The organism is Nostoc sp. JL31, assembly GCF_017114965.1.
In the GTDB taxonomy this organism is placed as follows: domain Bacteria; phylum Cyanobacteriota; class Cyanobacteriia; order Cyanobacteriales; family Nostocaceae; genus Nostoc; species Nostoc punctiforme_A.
Genome location: NZ_JABXKO010000034.1, coordinates 147,198 through 169,401, shown reverse-complemented (window position 1 = coordinate 169,401; position 22,204 = coordinate 147,198). Strand labels below are relative to the sequence as shown.

General features: G+C 42.9%; 19 protein-coding genes. 7 read left to right on the top strand and 12 right to left on the bottom strand.

Features of this window, described 5'->3' with window-relative positions:
• The first annotated feature begins 4 nt into the window (after positions 1 to 4).
• Complete coding sequence (locus tag HWQ43_RS06980) at positions 5 to 265, top strand: hypothetical protein (RefSeq protein ID WP_292731591.1); 261 nt, start codon at positions 5 to 7, stop codon at positions 263 to 265.
• A gap of 59 nt (positions 266 to 324) precedes the next feature.
• Here the strand turns inward: HWQ43_RS06980 and HWQ43_RS06975 are convergent, their stop codons facing one another.
• The 7 genes from HWQ43_RS06975 to purC form a co-directional block, all read right to left on the bottom strand.
• Positions 325 to 1,590 (bottom strand): DNA cytosine methyltransferase, encoded by a 1,266-nt coding sequence (locus tag HWQ43_RS06975; protein WP_292731589.1) that lies wholly within the window; start codon positions 1,588 to 1,590, stop codon positions 325 to 327.
• Complete coding sequence (gene lpxB, locus HWQ43_RS06970; protein ID WP_292731588.1) at positions 1,580 to 2,761, bottom strand: lipid-A-disaccharide synthase; 1,182 nt, start codon at positions 2,759 to 2,761, stop codon at positions 1,580 to 1,582. The genes HWQ43_RS06975 and lpxB overlap by 11 nt, the downstream gene beginning before the upstream one ends.
• 133 nt (positions 2,762 to 2,894) lie before the next feature.
• A complete protein-coding gene (lpxA, locus tag HWQ43_RS06965) occupies positions 2,895 to 3,713 on the bottom strand; it encodes an acyl-ACP--UDP-N-acetylglucosamine O-acyltransferase (RefSeq protein WP_194046773.1) in 819 nt (272 codons plus the stop codon).
• A gap of 311 nt (positions 3,714 to 4,024) precedes the next feature.
• The gene (gene fabZ, locus HWQ43_RS06960; protein WP_292731583.1) at positions 4,025 to 4,555 is read right to left on the bottom strand and encodes a 3-hydroxyacyl-ACP dehydratase FabZ; all 531 of its coding nucleotides are present in this window, start codon (positions 4,553 to 4,555) and stop codon (positions 4,025 to 4,027) included.
• Positions 4,556 to 4,646: 91 nt separating this feature from the next.
• Positions 4,647 to 5,495 carry a UDP-3-O-acyl-N-acetylglucosamine deacetylase gene (lpxC, locus tag HWQ43_RS06955; protein WP_292731581.1) on the bottom strand — a complete coding sequence of 283 codons (849 nt, stop codon included), beginning with the start codon at positions 5,493 to 5,495 and terminating at the stop codon, positions 4,647 to 4,649.
• A gap of 238 nt (positions 5,496 to 5,733) precedes the next feature.
• The gene (locus tag HWQ43_RS06950; RefSeq protein WP_292731579.1) at positions 5,734 to 8,274 is read right to left on the bottom strand and encodes a BamA/TamA family outer membrane protein; all 2,541 of its coding nucleotides are present in this window, start codon (positions 8,272 to 8,274) and stop codon (positions 5,734 to 5,736) included.
• A gap of 176 nt (positions 8,275 to 8,450) precedes the next feature.
• Positions 8,451 to 9,188 (bottom strand): phosphoribosylaminoimidazolesuccinocarboxamide synthase, encoded by a 738-nt coding sequence (gene purC, locus HWQ43_RS06945; RefSeq protein ID WP_292731745.1) that lies wholly within the window; start codon positions 9,186 to 9,188, stop codon positions 8,451 to 8,453.
• A 643-nt stretch (positions 9,189 to 9,831) separates the two neighbouring features.
• Here purC and HWQ43_RS06940 point away from each other — a divergent pair.
• Positions 9,832 to 10,107: a hypothetical protein gene (locus HWQ43_RS06940; RefSeq protein WP_292731577.1), complete on the top strand. Its 276-nt coding sequence runs from the start codon at positions 9,832 to 9,834 to the stop codon at positions 10,105 to 10,107.
• A 61-nt stretch (positions 10,108 to 10,168) separates the two neighbouring features.
• Here HWQ43_RS06940 and HWQ43_RS06935 read toward each other — a convergent pair whose 3' ends face one another.
• The 4 genes from HWQ43_RS06935 to HWQ43_RS06920 all read right to left on the bottom strand — a co-directional run bounded on the left by HWQ43_RS06935 (position 10,169) and on the right by HWQ43_RS06920 (position 16,136).
• The gene (locus HWQ43_RS06935; protein ID WP_292731575.1) at positions 10,169 to 12,769 is read right to left on the bottom strand and encodes an adenylate/guanylate cyclase domain-containing protein; all 2,601 of its coding nucleotides are present in this window, start codon (positions 12,767 to 12,769) and stop codon (positions 10,169 to 10,171) included.
• Between the two features lie 186 nt (positions 12,770 to 12,955).
• Entirely contained in the window at positions 12,956 to 14,086 is a 1,131-nt protein-coding gene (locus HWQ43_RS06930; protein WP_292731573.1) for a glycosyltransferase family 1 protein, read from the bottom strand.
• A 241-nt stretch (positions 14,087 to 14,327) separates the two neighbouring features.
• A complete protein-coding gene (locus tag HWQ43_RS06925; RefSeq protein ID WP_292731743.1) occupies positions 14,328 to 15,482 on the bottom strand; it encodes an NAD-dependent epimerase/dehydratase family protein in 1,155 nt (384 codons plus the stop codon).
• Positions 15,483 to 15,617: 135 nt separating this feature from the next.
• Positions 15,618 to 16,136: a hypothetical protein gene (locus HWQ43_RS06920; protein ID WP_292731571.1), complete on the bottom strand. Its 519-nt coding sequence runs from the start codon at positions 16,134 to 16,136 to the stop codon at positions 15,618 to 15,620.
• Positions 16,137 to 16,450: 314 nt separating this feature from the next.
• Here HWQ43_RS06920 and HWQ43_RS06915 point away from each other — a divergent pair, with 314 nt between their 5' ends.
• From HWQ43_RS06915 to HWQ43_RS06900, 4 genes are all read left to right on the top strand, one after another.
• A complete protein-coding gene (locus HWQ43_RS06915; RefSeq protein ID WP_292731569.1) occupies positions 16,451 to 16,804 on the top strand; it encodes a hypothetical protein in 354 nt (117 codons plus the stop codon).
• Between the two features lie 78 nt (positions 16,805 to 16,882).
• Entirely contained in the window at positions 16,883 to 18,394 is a 1,512-nt protein-coding gene (locus HWQ43_RS06910; protein ID WP_104906609.1) for an AAA family ATPase, read from the top strand.
• A gap of 141 nt (positions 18,395 to 18,535) precedes the next feature.
• Positions 18,536 to 18,886: a DUF1257 domain-containing protein gene (locus HWQ43_RS06905; protein WP_094350625.1), complete on the top strand. Its 351-nt coding sequence runs from the start codon at positions 18,536 to 18,538 to the stop codon at positions 18,884 to 18,886.
• Positions 18,887 to 20,036: 1,150 nt separating this feature from the next.
• Complete coding sequence (locus HWQ43_RS06900) at positions 20,037 to 20,423, top strand: hypothetical protein (protein WP_292731565.1); 387 nt, start codon at positions 20,037 to 20,039, stop codon at positions 20,421 to 20,423.
• Here HWQ43_RS06900 and HWQ43_RS06895 read toward each other — a convergent pair.
• The gene (locus HWQ43_RS06895; RefSeq protein WP_292731563.1) at positions 20,392 to 20,652 is read right to left on the bottom strand and encodes a DUF5678 domain-containing protein; all 261 of its coding nucleotides are present in this window, start codon (positions 20,650 to 20,652) and stop codon (positions 20,392 to 20,394) included. The genes HWQ43_RS06900 and HWQ43_RS06895 overlap by 32 nt on opposite strands.
• 228 nt (positions 20,653 to 20,880) lie before the next feature.
• Here HWQ43_RS06895 and HWQ43_RS06890 point away from each other — a divergent pair, with 228 nt between their 5' ends.
• A complete protein-coding gene (locus HWQ43_RS06890; protein WP_292731561.1) occupies positions 20,881 to 22,065 on the top strand; it encodes an AbrB family transcriptional regulator in 1,185 nt (394 codons plus the stop codon).
• Positions 22,066 to 22,204 lie beyond the last annotated feature (139 nt).

Here is a 22,204-nt window from a genome sequence, read left to right as displayed (position 1 = left end):
TTGTATGGTTTACATTGCCCAAATTCATTTTCCGATGGTCAATGGGGGTTTAACGATGACGAAGCCCAACTTTAGCAAAATGTCCCGACAAGAACTTAGAGCCTATATTTTAGCTCATCGTGAAGATGATGAAGCGATTGAAGCATTGATCCGCCGGGGAAATCCTAATAGTCCAACATATCCATTCCCTGAGACTAACGAGGATTTGAGGGCAATGGAAGAGATACTCAAGAAAAAACTGGGTAGTAGTGGAGAGGCTGTTTAATTAGTTGAAAGGTTTAACGATGGGTTTAGATAGTGAAATCTTGCAGATATTAAAACTGACTAATCACACTGATAATATTGTGCCGCTTGCGACATATTAAATTGTAATAGCTTCTCCTCTGGCAACTTGTATCCCAAACTCGGCTTAAAAGGCGAAATATTCAAACTGCGAATAATTTCTGACGCTACAGCCTTTGCTAGTAACGGTGGTACAGAGTTACCAACTTGTCGAAATCCATGCCATTTGGTTACATGAAATCTAAACCAATCGGGGTAAGAATGCAATCTCGCCGCTTCCCTGACGGTGATACAGCGCGGCGTAGATGGATGAATCGGTCTAGGAGATGTGAAAGAACCCCTATACTTATCCGTTCCGGCTCTTAAAGTATTACAGACACCACCAGGATGTAGCTTATGAAAGCGACTAATTTTTTCTCTCTCGCCTTGTTGAGTCTCCTGAAAACGTTTAACAGTTTCCGCAGAATGTTTGGTTCTTAAACTTGAAGAAAGTATTCGCAAATCATATTCTCGTTTGTAAGAATAATCATCATTTAGACATTTGATACCGCGAAGTACAAGAGCATAGTTACTAGGCTTTTCATAGTCTGCAACAACCCAATCTCTTGTTAGTAAGTCTGGATATTTTTCTATTTCAGGTAAATCTCCAATTGCATCCCATACTGTAGGACTCGATGGAATGTCAGATATATTTTTTGAATTTAAATTATTTGGTAATGCTTGTTTAGTAATCGGCTGAGGATATTTCGGTAACTCTACATCCTCCCTTGCACCTATAAGAAATAATCTCTCACGGGACTGTGGTACTCCGTAATTTGCAGCGTTGAGAATTTTATAATTTTCTTCTACTTTATAGCCGTGAATTCTAAACTCGCTAATTAATGTTTGGAGGATCTGTTTATGTTCACCAACCGTTATCCCCCGAACATTTTCCATCACAAAGAATTTTGGTTTTAGCTCAAAAACCAGTCGATGAAAGTGAAACACCAAAGAGTTTCGGGGATCATCAACAGCCCTTTTACCAATTAAGGAAAATCCTTGACATGGTGAGCCACAAATAACCACATCAATTTCGCGATCGCCAATCTCAGATCGATTCCTAATTTCTTCCCCGGTTGTATCCACAACACTTTTGCATAACACTGAGCAATAAGGGAAGTTAAACTCATGTGTTGCACAATGGATCGGGTCGATTTCCACAGACGCTAGCACATCAAAACCAGCTTGCTCAAAGCCAAGAGTCATACCGCCCGCACCAGCGAATAAGTCAACTGCGATCGCTCTTTGTTTTTTCATCTCATAAGCCATGACACCTCAATATATTTGGTCGCATTTGCAAAATTTCTTGAGCAGCGCGATCGCAAACCCCAACTTCTCCCAAACTTTGCCGCATTTCTTCATAATCTAGCAAAGTTTGCTCTCTGCGACTGGGATTGAGTAGCAGTTCCATCGCTGCTTGGGTAATATTTTCTGCTGTGGCTTGCTCTTGTAAAAATTCTGGCACAATCGGCTTCATCACGACTAAATTAGGTGGCGATGCGAAGGTTATTGAACCTTTGAGGATTTTACGAGCTATCCAAGCAGTCAAACGACTGAGGCGATAAACTACAACCTGTGGTACATTTAACAGAGCAAGTTCTAGATTTACAGTACCAGATTTGCTAATGGCTAAATCAGCTGCGGCAAAAACTTCCATTTGTTGACCTGATAGAACTGTAGCCCGTAAACCGTAACGCCCAATAGCCTCTTCAATTGGCTGTCTATAAACTTCCAGCGACAGTGGAATCCAGAAACGAACTTCAGGTAATTTAGCTTGAATAGTTTGGGCAGCTTGAAAAATAATTGGTAAAAGATATTTTAGTTCTTGGTGGCGAGAGGCGGGGAGGAGTGCGATCGCAATTTCTTCTGGAGCAATTCCCAGTGTTGCACGAGCTGCTTCCCTACTAGGAGCATCTTGCATTCGGTCAACCAAAGGATGTCCCACCCAACTAACATTTGCGCCTTTCTCGCGAAAGTAACGGGCTTCTTGTGGAAAGATTGCCAACAGCTTATCTGTAAAACCAACAATCCGGTTAGTTCTCCGCAAACTTATTGACCAAGCCCACTCTTGGGGAGCAATATAATACACCACTGGTACATCTGGCAGATGCTGTTTCATATAAGTCCCAATTTCCAGATTGGGAGTCATATAATCGATCAGCACTACCAAGTCAGGTGGATTTTGCTTTAAGGAAGCGATCGCCTGACGTTGCACCTGAAGAGTCGGTAAAATATAAGGCACTCCTTCTAGAATACCCATTGAGCCAATACTACTGGTATTTCCCAACAAAGTTGCCCCAGCCTCTACCATTTTTTCGCCACCCAGCGCCACAATCTCTAATTCCAACCCAATCGCCACAGCTTGACGCTTCAGCGCTGAAATTAGTAGCGATCCTTGTAAATCGCCAGATACTTCGCCAGTGCTGATAAATATCCGCATTTGATAATTAAAGTTAGGAGTTAGGAATTAAAAGTGAGGAATTAAAAGTGAAGAGTTAGGAATGAGGAGTGAAGAGTTAAAAAATTTAATTTATCAACTCATAACTCATAACTCCTAACTCCTAACTCCTAACTCACGATTCATCACTTGCGCCTTTTTTCCCTTTACTGGGAATCAAGCCACGTCTTCCAGGCATCTGAGAAAGTAGCAGGAAGCGTCGCAGATGCTGCAATTCTTCGCTATCCCCTAACAATTCCAACTGTTCCAAAGCATCCTTAAAAGATAAATCAGAACGGTAGAGAATGCGGAAGGCTTTTTTCAGCATTTGTAAATCTGCTGAGTCCATACCAGACCGTTTGAGTCCGACAAGATTGAGAGTTCGCACCCGTGCTGGATTTCCCTCCACCAGCATATATGGGGCCACATCCCGGTCAATACGTGCCATACCTCCCACCATTGCCTGTCTACCAATATGCACAAATTGATGGACACCTAAAACTCCACTGAGCCTAGCGCGTGACTCTATATGGACATGACCAGCTAACGCCACAGAGTTAGCAATCACTACTTGGTCTTCAATGACGCAGTTATGAGCCACATGGACATAAGCCATCAAAAGATTACCGTCACCAATTACCGTCGCTTCACCGGCACCGGTAGCGCGGTTAATGGTAACGTACTCACGAATTAAGTTGTTATCACCAATTTTGACCCAGGTTGGTTCTCCTACAAACTTCAGATCCTGGGGTTCCATGCCGATGGCTGCACCTGTAAAAATCTGATTTTGCGCCCCAATTTCACAAGGCCCCTCTAGCACTGCATGAGCGCCGATTATTGTTTCAGGGCCCACTTTGACATGCGCTCCAATCACAGCATAGGCACCGACTTGCACTGTATGGTGGAGTTCCGATTTCGGATGAATTACAGCAGTTGGATGAATTAGCGTTTTCAAGGGTGAATCTCCAGAACTGTCTTAATAATCCAGCGCCAGGCGGGGTTTTTGAGGCAGCGCGTTACTCTGATTAAGAGAGTTGTACCGACTACCGCCCCATTGAGGCGACTGGCGTTGTTGAGTGTGAAATATTTCAGTGAACGAAAGTGTCGGGCAAAACAAGTTAAGTGTGTTTGTGAGTGCGTCTCGTAGAGAGGGCGGCGAAAATCAAGAAATTATTCAGATGCTGTTGTGGATTTTTTTACTGTTATCCTGAAACAGGATTCAGTAGGGGCATTTCACGGCTATACCCATACCACGAAAGCAAACTTTTAGCTAACTAAAGAAAACATTAATTCCCCTTCACAAGCAAGTTGACCATCAACTTCGGCACGACCTTGCATCTTACCGAAACGACGTTGTTTTACCCATAACAGTTCCACTGTCATGACTAGTTGATCCCCCGGCACGACCTGGCGACGAAAGCGAACTTTATCGATACCAGCGAAGACGAACAGCCCGCCTTCTACCGAAGACATTTGAGTTAGCACAATGCCTCCAACTTGTGCCATTGATTCAACAATTAGCACCCCTGGCATCAGTGGACGTTCAGGGAAATGTCCTTGAAAATGGGGTTCGTTGATAGTGACATTTTTAACCCCAACAGCTTTTTTACCTGGCACGTAGTCAATTATTTTGTCTACAAGTAAAAATGGGTAGCGATGGGGTAGCAATTTTTGAATTTCTTCAGATGTGAAAGTTGTTTTAATCTCAGAACTAATTGTAATCTCATTTATACCCTGTGGTTCGGTAGATGTAGGTGTAGTCGTATCGATGCTATTCACTTCAGTGACGATTGACATTGGCCGTGTAGTTGATTTTTTATCTAAAAGTTGAGTAGGCAGGCGTATATCCAAAGCCTTAATGATCTTGGATGGAAACTTTAGATCGAATCTAAAATCCAAAATCTAAAATTTTCTGAGCCAGTTGAATGTGTAAATTATGACTGGCTTTATACGCTAAAAAATGAGCACGAGGAAAAGTTCCTAGTAAACTCAAATCTCCTACTAAATCCAAGATTTTATGACGGACTGGCTCATTTGCAAATCTCAACGGTGGATTTAGCCAGCCTTCTGGGCCACAAACGAGTGCATTATCCAAACTGCCACCTTTAATTAACCCTGTTTTTTGTAAGTGTTCAATTTGATGCAGTAACCCAAAAGTACGCGCAGGAGCAATTTCCGTAGCAAAGCTAGCAGAAGCTTCTCCTAGTTCAGCGGTTAGTGACCAACTATACCATTGATTACCAATGGCGGGCAGGTCAAAATCAATACCGTAACTAAAGCGGGTTTCTGGTGCTGGAAGGGCACATACAAAGGCATCCCCTTGATGGGCCCATATTGGTTCTGTAATAGCCAAGGGAACTTGGTTGTTAACGGGTTGTGAGACTAAGCCAACTTGGGCAATATTGGCTGTCCACACACTTGCTGAACCATCTAAAAGTGGAACTTCTGGGCCATCAATTTCAATCCGGGCATTATCCACGCCCAGACTCGAAAGTGCTGCCAATAAATGCTCTACCGTGCGAACATATACCTCACCCTTACCCAACTGAGTTGAGAGAACAGTGTGATTAACTGCTGCAACTTGGGCTGGAATGATCGGCAAATCCGGTAAATCCACCCGCACAAAGTAGCGTCCACTACCAGCCTCGGCTGGTAATATCCGCACCTGGGTATTCACACCGCTATGCAGTCCCACCCCTATTTGGGTAATTTGGGCTGCTAGAGTGTGCTGTCGCATAGCCGAAAAGTCAATATATTTCCTTTAGTATTGTTCATCGTCTGTTTTGGTAAAACCCTGATATTCCCTGAAAAATGTCATTAATCCCTTTATCGGAACAGTATTGAGGTAAATGCAACAATTAGCAAGCTAATCCAGAAAAGTTAATTGTCATTTGTCCTTTGTCAGTTGTCCTTCGTGATTCACTAATGACCAATGACCAATGACCAATGACCAATGACCAATGACTAATGACAAATTAAAATCTTTCGCCAATCCCGAAATTAATCCGGCTATCACCATCATCGTTGATACCGTAATCAATCCGAATTGGCCCCAGTGGAGACTGGACGCGAACGCCAAGACCATAACCATAGCCACTGCCATTTTTGTTCAACACTTCAGCAGCCCTAGTACTAGTTCCCAGGTCGCTGCCGAGATCAAAAAATAGTGCACCGCTGACTACTGAAAAAACTGGAAACCGATACTCAACTGATGCTTGCACATAAGAGCGTCCACTACCTAATGCTCCTTCTTCATAACCCCGAACGGAGTTGCTACCCCCAAGAGTAAAAGCTTCGTAGGGAGGCAAGTCACCGAGGATTGTTCCTGCTTGCAGGTTAAATGCTAAAGTTTGTGCCCCTTTGCTGAGGCTAATCAGCTTAATGGGTAAATATTGGCTGTAGCTACCCCGAAATCTGGTGAGAAGAATGTTTCCTAGTCCCACAGGTACTGATTGATCGACTCCAAAGCGGAGATAAGAACCACTAGTGGGTTGCAGGGGGTTATTACGGAGATCGCGCTGTGCCCCCACTTGCAACAGTAGTAAATCGTCTTGCCCGTTGCTAGAGAGGGTCAGCGGAATTTCATCACTGAGGCGGTTTCCAGTATCATCATCAAATACCGCTCCTGTTTTTCTCAGATTGCCATCACTATCACGGGCGGAAACTCGTTGATACTGTAAACCCGCTGAGGCAGTCCAGACAGAAGTTTTATAAGGATTGGCAGACAAGGGACGGGTAAAGGTAACACCGCCACCTAGACGGAGAATCCGGGGGCGATCCTGAGAATCGACATCAGTGGGATTACCTGGATTAAACGTCCTAATGTCTTCATCTTGACCATCGAAAATCAACGAAATAGAACTGCGACGGAAAATATTGGTTGTGTAGGAAGTCCGGTAAGGATCTCCTGCGATCCAGGGGTCAGTATACCGCACGTCAAACAGCAGTTCCCGTTCTCCTACCTGTATTTCTGTTCCCAGTTTTTGGTTCCTACCGTTCAGGTTTTGTTGTTGATAGCTAACTGTTCCAAAAAGTCCGCTAGCAGAACTAATCCCTGCCCCAGCCGCAATAGAACCGCTGCTGCGTTCAGCTACATTCACTACTACATCCACCTTGCTGGGGTCAGTACCAGGGTCAAGGGACACATTCACATCTTCAAACAGTCCCAGTCCATACACGCGCTGTAGGTCTTTTTGCACTGTGTTGCGATTGAATACTTGTCCTGGCTTCAACTCCACTTCTCGGGTAATGATGTACTCCTGTGTCCGTCCGCGAATTGGTTGTCCCTTTTCGTCTGTTTCCTGACCATCTTTATTGCGGAACCGGACTCTAATATTCTCTACTACCCCTTCTGCTACTTGTAAGGTAACAACTCCGCTTTCAGAGACTTGTGGCGCTCCAATCACGTTGGCTAGGACGTAACCTTGGTCTTGATACCGCTTGTTTAACTGCTTGATGCCCTCTTGCAAGTCACGCAAATTGAGAATTTTGCCATACTGCTCCCGAAAGACTTCATCCACAGTGTTAGCTGGTAGTACAGAAGCGACACCAGTGCCAGGATTGGCTTGCACTTCTACTTTACTGAGGACAGGGTTAGGCTGGACAACAAAGCTAACTCGCACTCCCAAGGGGGTATCTTCTGGCGCTGCTTGGACGTTGGAGAAGAAGCCAGTACCAAAGATGGCGTTAATATCTTCTTGCAGTTGGCTGCGGGTGGTTGTTTGTCCTGGTTGGGTACGAATTACTCTGTAAACTTGGCTTTCCAGTTCTGGTGATAGTTGGCCAGCCTGGGATCTAACTACTACTTCCGATACCAGTACGCGGGGATCATTGGCTTCTGGGGCTGTGCTGGGTTGAGTATTGCCCGGAGTTGTCGGTGGGTTAACATTCTGGGGGCTGGGAGTAGTGCCTGGGAGCGGATTAACATTTTGGGGGCTGGGAGTAGTGCCTGGGAATGGCGCAGGTGTTCTTTGTTGATTAGCTGGGGGGGGAATGTCTGGAGTAGCTGATGGTTCTGGAGTTGTGGGTAATAAAGGTTCCGTTGTCGGTGGATTGACATTTTCTGGAACTGGAGTGGTCTCAGGAGTTGGAGAAGGCGTTGGTTGTTGAATTTCTGGCGGTGGAATATCTGGAGCCGGAGATGGCTGTTGAGTAGGGCTGGGATTGATTTCAGGGGTTTGTGCAGTTGTTGGCGTTGTGGAGGTTGGCACAATTACCTTTGGGGTCGCGTAGGCGTAGCCCGCCGCAGGCATCGCTGCTGGGTTGGCAGGGTAAATTGCGACGACGCGGGATTGGGGACGCTCCGCCTCTATAACTCCTGTGGATTTAGGTCGAGATTCTAGACTTTTACTAGAGTGAACCTGACCAGTGTCCTTTTCTGGCTGCTGATTTGTTTCTAGTGTCAAAACTTCTGTTGTCTGTTTTGAACTGTTGGCGGTTTCTGCATTTGCACTCAATGAACCACCCAACGGGGCTGCAATTGCTACTGCTGCCAGCAATACGGGAGATAAACGCATTTTACTTATATTCCTCTTCACGACCACACACACACCATCACAAGGCAATAATGCCCTTATGCCAAAGGTAAAACTCAAAACATAATTTTTTTTCTTTTGCTTTTTTACTTTACAAGGCAAAAGGCAAAAGGCAAAAGTTAAATATAATTCCTTCTGACCTTTTGGTTTTTACCTGGTTAACTTATAGTTTCTACTGCTTTTAGCACTCTTTGTAAGACCTCCTGGTAGGCATGCTCTACATTTCCTAAGTCTCGGCGAAAGCGATCTTTGTCCATTACCCGGCGGTTTGAGTCCTTTTCTGCGGTATCCCACAAACGGCAGGTGTCGGGGCTAATTTCATCTGCCAAGAGCAACTGCTGTTGTGAGTCCAAACCAAACTCTAGTTTGAAGTCTACTAGGGTAATGCCACACCGCTGCCAAAAGTTATTGAGAAATTCATTGATTTTCAATGCTAGATGTGTAATTGCGTCTACTTGTTCCGCAGTCGCTAGTTCTAGGAGGTACAGGCGATCGCGTGTAAGCAAAGGATCTCCTAATTGATCGTTTTTGTAATAAAACTCAACCAAAGGCTGTTTCAGAATTGTACCCACTGGTAAACCTGTTTGCTGACACAAACTGCCAGCAGCAATATTTCTGATCACTACTTCTAAGGGTAAAATCTTTACTGCCCTCACCCGCATTTGATTTGGGGCAGGGCTATCGAGAAAGTGAGTCTTTATACCATAAGCCTCCAACTGTTTAAAAAGCTGGCTGGAAATGCTACAATTAATTTTTCCTTTACCTTCGATGCTGCCACGCTTTTGGGCGTTAAACGCCGTGGCATCGTCCTTAAAATCAGCCAACAAGACTTCTGGATCGTCTGTTGTATAAAGAATTTTTGCTTTGCCTTCGTATAACTTGGAATTAACAGACATGGTGGCAGGTAATGTTTTAGGCGATGGACAAAAGTTGTTTGTCCTTGGAGGCTTCACCATTTTATCTTTAGTTATTAACTATTAGCCATTGGTGACTATTTAAGAGGAAGGTGGTGCAGGGTAAAATAATTAATTACCAATGTCCAGACCAATTTTATCTGCGCGATCGCTGGTTAATAGCCAGTTACCAAATATTTAGAACTAAATCTCTAACTTTTAACAGAGGGCAATTTGCTTTCGTATCTAGTACCCTCACCTAAGTAGTTTTACTATCAGGATTTTAATTAGTTTTGAGAAAATAAGTTACCAAGACATACTGGTATGTCATAATAATTTGTATCTAAAGGTTTCAACTGAAGCTAATTACAATTTTAACTTCATAAATTAAGATGAGATAAATTGACAACCGTGAGGAAAATCAAATATTCTCTCTAGTTACGTTAGTGGAAATTTTTTTGTAATATTTACAACACCAAATATTGCAAGCTTTATTTTCTAGTCTCAAAATCTGAATCAACCAATTCCTATATCAACAATTGGAAAAGCAGTTGGATGATCTCATTTACCCCAATCTGACAAAAGTAAAGATTAAGCTAGCTAGTGATTCAGCTTCATAAACCCAAACATAAGGTGAATTGAATAAATGGAGAAAAAGATAGTGAACAAGGATGATTTTCTCTTCCCTCGTGGTCGCTACTACGGTCAAGTTAAGCCAGAAAACTTAGTTTTTAATGCAAATCTCCAGGAATTTGCTCAACGGGTAAGTTACATTTGCAACTTAGAAACAGGTGGAAAAGTGCCTCCAGGTGCAGCTTACGAACAAATAAAGGATCTGTGGAAACAGTTGAAACGCTCAAAAAAAGAGCTAGGAATTGGCGAAGATCCGTTTCAAGATGACCAGGGAGAGACTAAAGATTGAATGGGCCATTGGATATGAGGAACTGACAAATGACAAATGACAAATGACAAATGACCAATGACTACTTAGTAAGCATTGTCCAAATACCATCCCAGGACTCTGGAGGCGGCGTTTGTTGGTAATTACGCGCACGCTCTAGGTGGATATCAACAGCTCGGTCTTGGGGTTGGATAGATTTGGCGGACTCAAAACAAGCGATCGCTTGTGAGAAGTTGCGCGATAAATAAGCAGCGCGTCCAGTATCATAATGAAATAAAAACTCTTGAGTGTTGGCATCTAACTCAGTAGTGCGATCGCCAATTAACTCGTAGATATTAACTGCCTGGTGTTTCCCTTTGACTCGAATTTTATCTAACTGGCGCACCCAAATGCGAGCGCTGCACAATTGGTAAGTAAATTCACTCAAAAGAATATCACAACCGTAATCTTTAGTTACCGCTTCCAAACGCGAACTTAAATTTACACCATCTCCAATGACGGTGTAATCCATCCGTTTGCGGGAACCAATATTACCCGAAACCACATCCCCTGAACTAATCCCAATGCCAATACGAATTTGTGGTTGCGCCTGGATAATTCGCCGTTGGTTAAATTCCTCTAAGCGGCGTCTCATATCTAACGCTGACTGCACAGCCCTCCAAGCATGATTTTCTGTCAATGGTAGCGGCGCACCAAATACCGCCATTAAGGCATCACCAATAAATTTATCAAGAGTGCCTTCGTGGTTAAAAACCGCCTCCACCATCGTTTCAAAATACTGATTGAGCAGCAATACCACCTCAGCTGCACCGAGATTTTCCGTAAGTGTTGTGTAGCCTCGGATATCAGAAAATAAGATAGTTACTTCCTTCCGTTCGCCTACCATTAAAGCATCTTCCCCCAGTGCCATAACTTGTTCAGCGACATGGGGCGTCAGGTAGCGGGACATGGTAGTTTTCATCCGTTTTTCCTGAGTAATGTCTTCTAAGACCACCAAACCACCGCGTACACTGCCTTCTGGGTTAGTCAGGGGATTAACAGTAAGATTGATATTGCGTTCTAATGTTTGTACCTCATTAGAAGTGAGAAACTCAGATTGGGGAGTCAGAGGTTGATTCCAGGGAATAAAAATATCGGGGTTAGTGCGATCGCGCAGTGCTAAAATTGGGTGCTGATTCCTAAGTCCTGTTAACGGATAGCTAGGGTTTAGCTCGTCCTGATTTTCACTTAGCGCTTGATAAAGTCCCAGCATCAAACTTTGCTCTGGCACATAATGTTTAGCTCCAGTTTTGAGACTATCTTCTAGTCGCATTTGGAGATTTTCAATTGGCACAACTTCCCAAACTAGGCGACCAATCAAATTTTGTTCCCACAAAATCTTGTTGTTTTTACTATTAGCGTCTCCTATTGGACAACCCAGCAACTCTAGGGCTGCATCATTAATCGTGACAATCTGTCCTGCCATATCTGTAGATATCACAGCATCTGACAGACTTTGTAAAATATCTTTTTGATACTGTTTTTCTAACAGCACATTTTCAAACAGCCGAGCATTTTCTAAGGCAATTCCTGCCTGATTATTAAAAGCCCGCATAAACTCTTCATCAGAAGCAGTAAAACTGTTTTGTTGCTTATTAATTAATTGTGTAACACCAATCAATTCATTTGCAGAATTAAATACTGGTAAACATAGGATATTGCGAGTTATATAACCAGTTGTTTTATCTATAGTTGGGTCAAAGCGGGGGTCTTTATAAGCATCAGAAATATTTAAGGCTTCACCAGTGGAAGCTACATAGCCAGCAATGCCACGGTTAGCGGGAATGCGAATTTCTATCAAGTTTGTGCCATCTGCTGCCACTGCAACTTTCGTCGAGAGTTCGTTTAGCTCTTTACGATATAAAAACAGTGTGCTGCGGTCTGCTTGCATTAAAATTCGAGCTTGTTCCATGACTATCTGCAAAGTTGCTTCTAAATCTAAACTTTGCCCCAGTGTCTGAGTTGCCCGCAACAAAGCTGTTGCACCTCTTTGATTACGAGCCGCTACATAAAAAGATTGGCAGCTTTCCAGGATAATCCCAATCGAAGCCGCAAAGTCTCGAAAACGTTCTTCATCATCATGATTAAACGGAACATTGCCGGTTTTATTAGCTAGTTGCACTACCGCTACAGTCTGGTTTTTGCTACTGATAACGGGCATACATAAAATATTACGGATTTTGTAGCCCATTTGTTTTTCAAGTTCTGGGCTAAATAGGGGGTGAGTATAAGTTTCAGATATATTGAGATATTGACCTGTACTAGCAACATGGCCAGGGATACCTACTGTAATGGGAGTACGAATTTCTAAGAATTTTTGGGTATTATCTTGAGGAACTTTTGACCACAGTTGACCTTTGTCATAGTCAACTAAAAAAATGGCTGTATGTTCTGCTTGGAGAATTTGACCAATTTTGAGGGTGATAGCTTCTAATACTTTCTCCAACATAGTTTCTAGAGCTTCATTATTGATCAGTTCAATAGCTCTCAGAAATTGCTGGAACTCAGCAGTTATAAAGTCGAGTAAGCAAACAAATTCATTAACAGATAAGTCTTTGACGCGACGCAGTAGGGCGTGAGCACGATTAACTTGAGTCAGTTCAGTTAATGTAGCCAAGACGCTGCCAGAGTTGGGGAGTGTCACGTCGCTTCGCTCCGAATTAAAAATTCAAAATTCAAAATTAATAATCCCCATAAATAAATGGGCTTGTATCATGAGTCTGTTTCGGTCATGAGAATTTTAGATTTTGGGCATAGGGCATGGTTATTAATTCTTCTTCCCCTGCTCCCCCTGCCTCCCCTGCTACCTCATCTCCCCACTCCCTACCTCTTATTTTGCCAACTGTTCAGAAAATATAACCTTTTGATAGTAATCTTGTAGCTGCCTGGTCGCAGCTGCCCAACCCCAACTTTCTGCTTCTTGGCGGGCATTTTGACGGATGATGTCTCTTTGTTGTTTTTGTTCTAAGAGTCGAATAGTAGCAGCTAACGCTCCTTGAACATCTGCTGTTGGCTCAAAAAGATATCCATTTACCCCATCTGTGACAATATCAGGAATTCCGCCGGAACGGGCTGCTACCACGGGACAGCCAGCAGCCATCGCTTCTAGTAGCACTAAGCCTAGTGTTTCTGTGCGGGAAGGAAAGATGAAGGCATCAGCACTCGCAAATGCAGAACCTAACTCTTGCCCCATAAGATAGCCAACAAAATAAGTATTTGTGCCAGCAAAGTGTTTTTGCAATGCTTGACGGTGCGGCCCGTCTCCAACCAATGCCAACCGCGCTTGGGGAATTGCTTCTAAAATTGGTTTGATGCGCTCAATTTCTTTTTCAGCGGAAAGTCGCCCCACGTAAAGTAGCAATGGGCTTTCTGGATGATTTTGCGATAAGCGCGATCGCATCTCTACACTAGCTAAATCGGGGTGAAATAATTCTGTATCTACCCCACGCTGCCATAAATCTACACGTTCAATACCGTGTGCTGTCAGTTCCTCTATCATTGCTGTGGAGGTACACAGATTTAAAGCTGCTTGATTATGAGCGCCTTTGAGCAGTTCCCAAAGAAAACCTTCCAGCATCCCTAAGCCGTAATGCTGGAGATATTGGGGTAAATGGGTATGATAAGAGGCCACCAAGGGGATTTTGAGGATTTTGCTATAAAATATACCAGACAAACCCAAAACGGCTGGATTCACGACATGAATAATATCAGGCTTAAACTCTTCTAAAGCGTACCCAATAGCTGGGCGGGGAAGTGCCATTTTCAATTCTGGATACAATGGCAGAGGAAAGCCAGTAACGCCGTAAACTTTAGCGCCTTTGTGTTCTGTAATGCCTCCATCGGGGGCAATGACCAACACTTGATTACCACTGCGCTGTAAATGGTCAACAGTGTGACGCAGGCGCGTTACAATGCCGTCAACCTTGGGTAAAAAGGTTTCGGTAAATAGAGCAATTCTCATAAAAAACTATTCAGTCCAGGCAGATAATCTCAGCTTAAGAGTGCATTTTGCTATTAAACACAGAGTAAACTGTCTCGCGTCCTGTAATCAATTCTGCACAATTAAAATAACTGTAGTAAACAGTAAACAGTAAATTTAGTAGTAGCTGGAAGATACGCCTGATAAATAATAAATAGTTGGTCGTCATATTGTGCTAAAATACGACGACCATTTTTAGACCCACGATTTACTGGGGTTTACCTTAATTTCTGTGCCAAGAGACTTTAGGCAGAATTTGTTTGTGATCGACTCGCGTCTGATACTTGATGGCAAAGTTTAACAGAGAATCGAGGAGAGAATCAGAGAGCAGATGAGGCTGCAAACCTAAATCAAGCAATTTTGTATTTTTAGCATTGAAGTAATGTTCTTCTTTTTCAACTCTGGGATTATCTAAATGATTGATTTCTACGTTCAATCCGATAGCGTTACCAGCTTTTTTCACCATCAATGCCAAGTCACCGACGCTAAATTGTTCGGTAAATTGGTTAAATACGCGGAATTCACCAGCTTCGGCAGGGTTAGCGATCGCTAATTCCACACATCTGACTGTATCCCGAATATCCAAAAATCCGCGAGTTTGTCCACCTTTACCGTAGACAGTTAACGGATGTCCAATAGCTGCTTGAATACAAAAGCGGTTTAGTGCAGTACCAAACACACCATCGTAATCCAGCCGATTAATCAATAGTTCGTCTATCCCCGTTTCTTCGGTTAAAACGCCATAAACTACACCTTGATTTAAATCCGTTGCCCGCAATCCCCAAATCCGGCAAGCAAAGTGGATGTTATGACTATCATGGACTTTGCTTAAATGGTACATCGAACCGGGCTGCTTGGGATAAGGTAGGGTATCCTTGCGTCCATTGTGTTCAATGGTGATATACCCTTCTTCTATATCTATGTTGGGTGTACCGTATTCACCCATCGTCCCCAGCTTCACCAAATGACAGTCGGGGAAATCTTCCCGCATGGCGTACAGCAAGTTCAACGTCCCAACTACATTATTGACCTGGGTAACAACTGCATGTTCTCGGTCAATCATGGAAAATGGGGCCGAACGCTGTTCACCAAAATGCACCAGGGCATTTGGCTGAAATTGCTGTAATGTTTTATGGAGAAACTCGTAATTCGTAATATCGCCGATGAACAAGTCGATCGATTTACCCGTCAAATCTTGCCAGCGCTGGAGACGTTGTTGAATTAGTGCGATCGGAGTGAGAGTTTCGACACCAAGTTCATTATCCCAATGCCGCCGCACCAAACTATCTAAAATTCCAACTTCATAACCTCGATTGGAAAGGTAAAGAGCAGTTGCCCAACCGCAATATCCATCACCACCAATAACCAGGACTTTCATCTTCACCAGTTTTTACTCGCTGATAGCTAAATCTATCAGGTTTCTGTCCCCTCTCAATCATCATTCTGAGAGAGATGTGGATTTAGAGAGCAGCGAACAAGGGAAAATGGGGAAAATGCAGGGAATTCTCCTGACTCAGGACTTCGGAATGCGATACTGCTGGGCAATGTAATAAAACAAACGATAGTAATCTTGAAAATCTTGGCTCTTGCTTTGTCCCTGCCAATAGTATTTCACTGGACTCTGAGTTACTATAAGTCTCATTGAACCTCCTCGTTGATCTACTTTTACAACCAGCACCCCAGATACTCCTTGGGCGGTCTGAAAGTTGGATTTAATCTTTTTCACTGACTCTCGATCGTTTGGTAGCTGCTGACTTGCCCACCCCCGAATTTGCACGGAGTTATTTTGTGGTGAAATAAACGCAATTCCATCACCATTTTCTGAGGCTGCTAAAGAAGTCCAGTTACTCGGATATGGAAATTCAAAGCCATAACGGGAGTTGCTATAAGTTTTCCAGGCGATCGCTCCGGCGTTAAAATCATTTGCAGTACAACCCCACAGCATGATTAACAGGGCAATGACTCCGCTAACGCTGGCGGCAAACCGATAAATTCTTCGCCCCAAACTACAGATTTTATTAGCAGTAGCCATTTACATCACACATTTCGCCAAAGTTACTGATTTTATAGAAATACCAGAAACTCTGATATTGCACTATTCTCAATCAGCTAACTAGTAGTCTGCCACATCAATTTTAAGAGATTCGTAGTGAGCGATTTATCGCTAAATTTCAAGGGCTAGAGCCACTAATGATCAAGTACAACCCATCAAATGTGATGATGCCAGCAAACCGAAATGTAAATAAATGTAACGAAATAGACGTTAAAACGTTTTACTGTCTTGACAACCAATAAAAGAACAGATAACTTGATATACATACCCGGGTAAGACCGTTAAAGAGTTATATGCAAACGCAAACTAAGCAAAAGGTCACTTTGTATTTATCGCCAGAGTTGCACAGAAAACTGAAAATTCGTTCAGCAGTTGATTCCGAGCCAATGTCAGAACTTGCCGAACGTGCCCTTGGTTTTTACCTATCTAATCAAGAGTTAGTTGACGAGTTAGAAGATTCTACTTATGGGCGGACTCATAGAGTTTATTCATGCCCAACTTGTGATAGCTCGCTAGTCTTACGTGATGGGGAACTGGTTACTTTAGGCAATCAACCAGGAGTGGTTGGTCAAGAGCATCTTTCTCTAGATGAGATGGATGAAAATGAAACCAATCCCAAGGGTGAGGAAGAGTTAGTTCCTTGCTAAATAGATATTTATGATTCGGTTTTCTTTACCAGAAGCAATGTCTCTACTGTCTCTATAAGGTCTCAAGTAGGTCGAAGTATGAACGAAGAGCTCAAGATCCTAATTCAAGCTCAATACCCTTTAATCTACCTTGTGACCTCCGAGGAAGAGCGGGCCGAGCAAGCAATTTCCACAATCGCCCAGTTATTAAAGCCCCAGCGTCGAGTATTTGTTTGGACAGTAACACACGGGATTGTTGAGTATGGTCAACCCCGGAATGTCACCCAACATAATACCGTGTCTCCAGAGGCGGCGATTGAGTGGATCATCCGGCAGAAAGAACCAAGTATATTTATTCTTAAAGATTTACACCCCTTTATAGATGCGCCTGCAACTAACCGATCATTGCGTGATGCGATCGCTAGTTTCAAAGGTATGCAAAAGAACATCATTTTGATGTCTCCGATGCAGCAAGTACCTATAGAACTGGAAAAAGAAGTTGTTGTTCTCGACTTTACATTGCCAGATATGGCTGAGTTGAATAAAGTTTTAACTCACCATATAGAGCAAAATCGTGGTCGGCGACTGACAACAGAAGCCAGAGAAAAACTTCTCAGAGCTGCTTTGGGTCTAACTAAAGATGAAGCTGAGAAAGTCTACCGTAAGGCACAGGTAACTAAAGAGCGTTTGACGGAAGATGAAGTAGACATCGTTTTATCTGAGAAAAAGCAACTAATTCGGCGCAATGGCATCTTAGAATACATTGAAGAAGATGAAACTATTGATGCTGTAGGTGGCTTAGAAGAGTTAAAAAGATGGCTCAAGCAGCGCTCTAACGCTTTTACAGAAAGAGCGAGAGAGTATGGTTTGCCTCAACCAAAGGGAATGTTAATTTTAGGAGTTCCCGGTTGCGGTAAGTCATTAATTGCCAAAACTACTTCCCGACTGTGGGGTTTACCACTGTTGCGGTTAGATATGGGGCGAGTCTACGACGGCTCAATGGTGGGACGAAGTGAAGCAAACTTGCGAAACGCCCTGAAAACAGCAGAATCTATTTCTCCAGCGATATTGTTTATCGATGAATTAGATAAATCCTTTGCTGGTAGTGGAGGTTCATCTGATTCTGATGGGGGGACTTCAAGTAGAATCTTCGGCTCTTTCCTCACATGGATGCAAGATAAGAAGTCACCAGTGTTCGTGATGGCAACTGCCAACCGAGTAGAACGTTTACCTGGCGAATTCTTGAGGAAAGGACGCTTTGATGAAATTTTCTTTGTCGATCTGCCAACACCAGAAGAACGGCAAGATATTTTCAATATTCATCTGACCAAGCGCCGTGAAGACATCTCTCGATTCGATCTTGAGCAATTAGCCAAGATGTCTGATGGCTTTTCTGGGGCAGAAGTTGAGCAAGCGATCGTTGCGGCAATGTATGAAGCTTTTGCCCAAGATCGGGAGTTCACCCAACTAGATATTATTGCTGCACTGAAGGCAACATTGCCGCTGTCTCGAACGATGCAAGAACAAGTAACGGCTCTGAGAGATTGGGCCAGACAGCGCGCACGCCCCGCAGCATCCTCCGTAGCTGAATATCAGCGAATGGAGTTTTAAAAGCTTTCCTCTGCCATCCCAGGGGGAAAGGCTAGCTGAAAATGCTAGCAGTTATAAGAAAAGCCGCATCCTGTTAAGCGCGGCTTCGCCCAAAACAAACCGTTGTCGTTTTTCTCAATCTTCTCATTGGAGGAAACCCAAATGTCTCACTTTAGCACCCTGCGTACCAAAATCACCGATGCCGAAATCCTCAAGGCTTCCTTGCGCGACCTCGGTATCAGCGTAAAGACTGAAGCTGATGTCCGTGGTTATAACGGTCAGCGTGTCCGTTCTGACATCGTTGCCGTGTTGGAAGGCGAATATGACCTCGGCTGGTCTCGCAATGGCGATGGTTCTTTTGACCTAATCGCTGACTTGTGGGGCGTTGCTAAGAAGCACAACCAAACCGAGTTGATCAACTCAATCAACCAAAAGTATGCCGTTAACAAAACTTTGGCTGAAGTAAAACAGCGCGGTCTGCAAAACGCCAATGTGAAGTTGGTATTGCAATAACAATTTCTCTGCGCGTTCCCAAAGCTGCACGGGTTAACCATATAAATAGCGGTTAGCCCGCTTTTTTATCGGGACTGAGATGTATTTCTCAGTCCCGATTTTTAATGGTTTATGTCATCACGGAAACACAAATATATAGGCTAGAGTAAATTGAATTCGCCTAAACGCAGCAATTCCTTGACAAAGGGGGAGCGCTCACAATTAGTAAATCCTAGTTTTAAATAGCTTCTTCTAAATTCATCAAATCCTGGTCTGTTGTTGAGGATGATATAAGGGTTGATAAATACTTTGGATCTTGCCCCATAAACAACATAATTGTAACCGGGGCAGTCAGACTGATCTTCTTCATAAGGTATGAAACGACTTACAAGAAGATAAATTCTATCATTGCTTTAGGAAGTAAGTTTAGATAGATTGGGATAATTTGCCATCTCATAATCTTCGTAATACCCAGATGCTATCAAAAATATGGGTCGCTTTTCTTCGATAGCTCTAGTCAGTAAAGATAATTTACTTGTGTTTATTGCCAATTCGTCCTCATCTTGAGCATCAAAGTGTAAACAGTAGCCTTCTTCTCTAACTTTATGGATTTGAATATAAATCGGGCCATGTGATGTTCTAAATCTTGGTTGATTTGGTAAGGGTGTGTAATTGAGAGGTGGCTTATAGTAATCTATGCTTCTCTAACCTAATTAAAGCGGCTTCCAAGTTTGAGATTTTAGTTAATAAATTCTTTGGTAAAATCTGGTAGCGTATAACGGGGTTATCGATACTCTCAAACTGTATCTGACGATGATGATTAATGTGGCGTTTTTTCAAATTGCGTGAAAGACCGATATACATAACTGGGCATTTATAATTACCCACGTAATAAATGCCAGGCACGGATGGCAGTTCTCTCCGATGAATATAGGATAAAATTGACATATCTTTATAGTTTAGATTTAACTTCATAACTTTTTATTTCCACTTAGTGATATAAAGGTTGCTTACTAAGTTAGTTTGCCCAAAATGTATTAGTCTGTGAGCGCTACAAATAAATATCTAATGAAGTTAAAATTACGCTCTTCAGTTTCTGTTCCCCTAAGACACATAATTTAATTAATAATTACAAGTGAAAATAGAGAGGAGAGGAGTATTTACAGGAGCTATGAGTACCAAAATCATCATTACCCTGCCAGACGATATTTACCAACGTGCAGAACGCTTTGCCCGGTTGGCAAATCGTGATGTTGCCAGCATTTTAGTAGATACCATTCAACTTTCAATTCCGCCTGTCAGTGGCGAGATTACCGACCTTGAGCCTGTCTCTGTCCTTTCTGATGAACAAGTCCTGGTGCTGACTGAACTGCAAATGGAATCGGAACAGGATGCTCGGTTAAGCGAACTGCTCGATCGCCAACAATCAGGGACTCTTACTAAAAACGATCGCTCAGAGTTACAAACCCTAATGCAAGTCTATCAAGAAGGACTTTTAAGAAAAGCCACTGCGTTAAGCGAAGCTGTCAAACGTGGGTTGATGGAAGCGAATTGGTAAAATTTATTTCTACAGAAGCGGTGCGACGAGGAACTAGGTAAATTAAAAAAGGCTGTTTTGAAGCATTAGCTAATGCTAAAACTTCGCGTAAGTTTTCGCTATGAGCAATTATTCCATTTGCATTGTAAGCTATATATTGATTTTTATATAAATCTAATAATATCTGGCGGTTACGATTTAACCACTTGAGTATTTCATCTGTTTCTCTTTTAGAGTGAGTTGTGTTCATATATTTAATGTTGTCCGTGGATATAGAATATCTCTGGCACTATTTTAATTGTCTGCTGCAAGATGTGAGTTACCAAACCTGACTTAAATCTAAATCTAAAATAAACTCACCACTAGAATTAAAACCCTTCACCTGTATCAATTTGCTTGTTGCTGGTAATGTCCGATCGCATCCCAGAAGATCCACTTTTGCACCTATAGCTTAGACTTAAAAAAAAGCTTAGTATCGATGAATCAAAGTGTAAGTGGTACTCCCAGCCTGGAAGAACACACTCATCAAAATCCTGTTGCTACGAAACAACAGCTATTTAGGAAGCAACTAATTGTCCTTGTCTTGGAAATGCTTCTGGCATTACCTCTAGGTTTACTCCTCGCAAAGTTCCACATTGGCAGGATTGCCTGGATATTTGGCGGGATTGCAGCTGGTACAGTGATTCTCCAAGGGTGTCGAATTTTTTATCAATATTTTCCCCAACCTAACCGCACTGCTAGAAAAGTGGGAATGGCACTTGTCGGCTTAAGTGTCGGCGCTTCCAATGCCAATGCTAATCTAGCTAGTATTGCTTCCGGTATTCCTATATTTATTTTTCTTACCTTGTTTTTGCTGCTGAGTGGAAGCTGTATCGGTTACATTTACTCCCGCGTTAGCAAAACCAACCTATTTACAGCAATGCTGGCTACAGTTCCTGGTGGTGTAGGAATTATGGCTGCGATCGCAGCCGATTACAATAAAAATGTTAGCTTGGTTGCCCTAGTACAGGCGATTCGCGTCACCTCTGTAGTTGTTCTAATTCCCTTCATTGCTAGAACATCATCTGGTAATTACTATCCACAAACAGTCCCAATCAACGCTGCTTGGCTCAATCTCGATCCATCTCAACTAGAATTACTCTTGTTAGTACTCCTAATCACTGCATTAGTAGTTTATCCAGCTATATTATTTAAAATTCCCGCCGGCGATTTCTTTGGTGCATTGTTGATTGGTATCGGGTTTAATCCTTTGCTACATTGGCTGCCTTTTGTGGGTGATATTAGCTTTAGTCCGCCGCCAATAATAAACTTATTGGGTCAAATGCTCCTGGGAATTACTATTGGTGAATATTGGGGAGATAAACCCGACTTTAAAAAGCGGACTGTCGGCTATGCTTTGATGTCTGTAGGGATGACTCTCGTAGCCGGAGCGATCGCTGCTATACTTGCGATGCAATTAACCTCTTGGGACTGGTTAACCTGTCTCTTAGTCACAGCACCAGGTGGATCAGCAGAAATGATTCTGGTTTCCCTGACTTTGAATCATAATGTTGAAATTGTCACAACTGGTCATTTAGTGCGACTAATTGCGATTAATAGTTCTCTGCCTCTTTGGGTATTTCTGTTTCGCCGTCTGGATGAGCAGGTTTCTGAACCAGTTTAATTGATAAAGGCATGGGGGATTGGGCAAAAGAGTAGAGTTTTTATGCTTGTTCACGAGTATCAAAGACTCATTAATGGAGTTTAAAGACTCGTCGGCGAGTATCAAAGACTCATTCACGAGTATCAAAGACTCATTAATG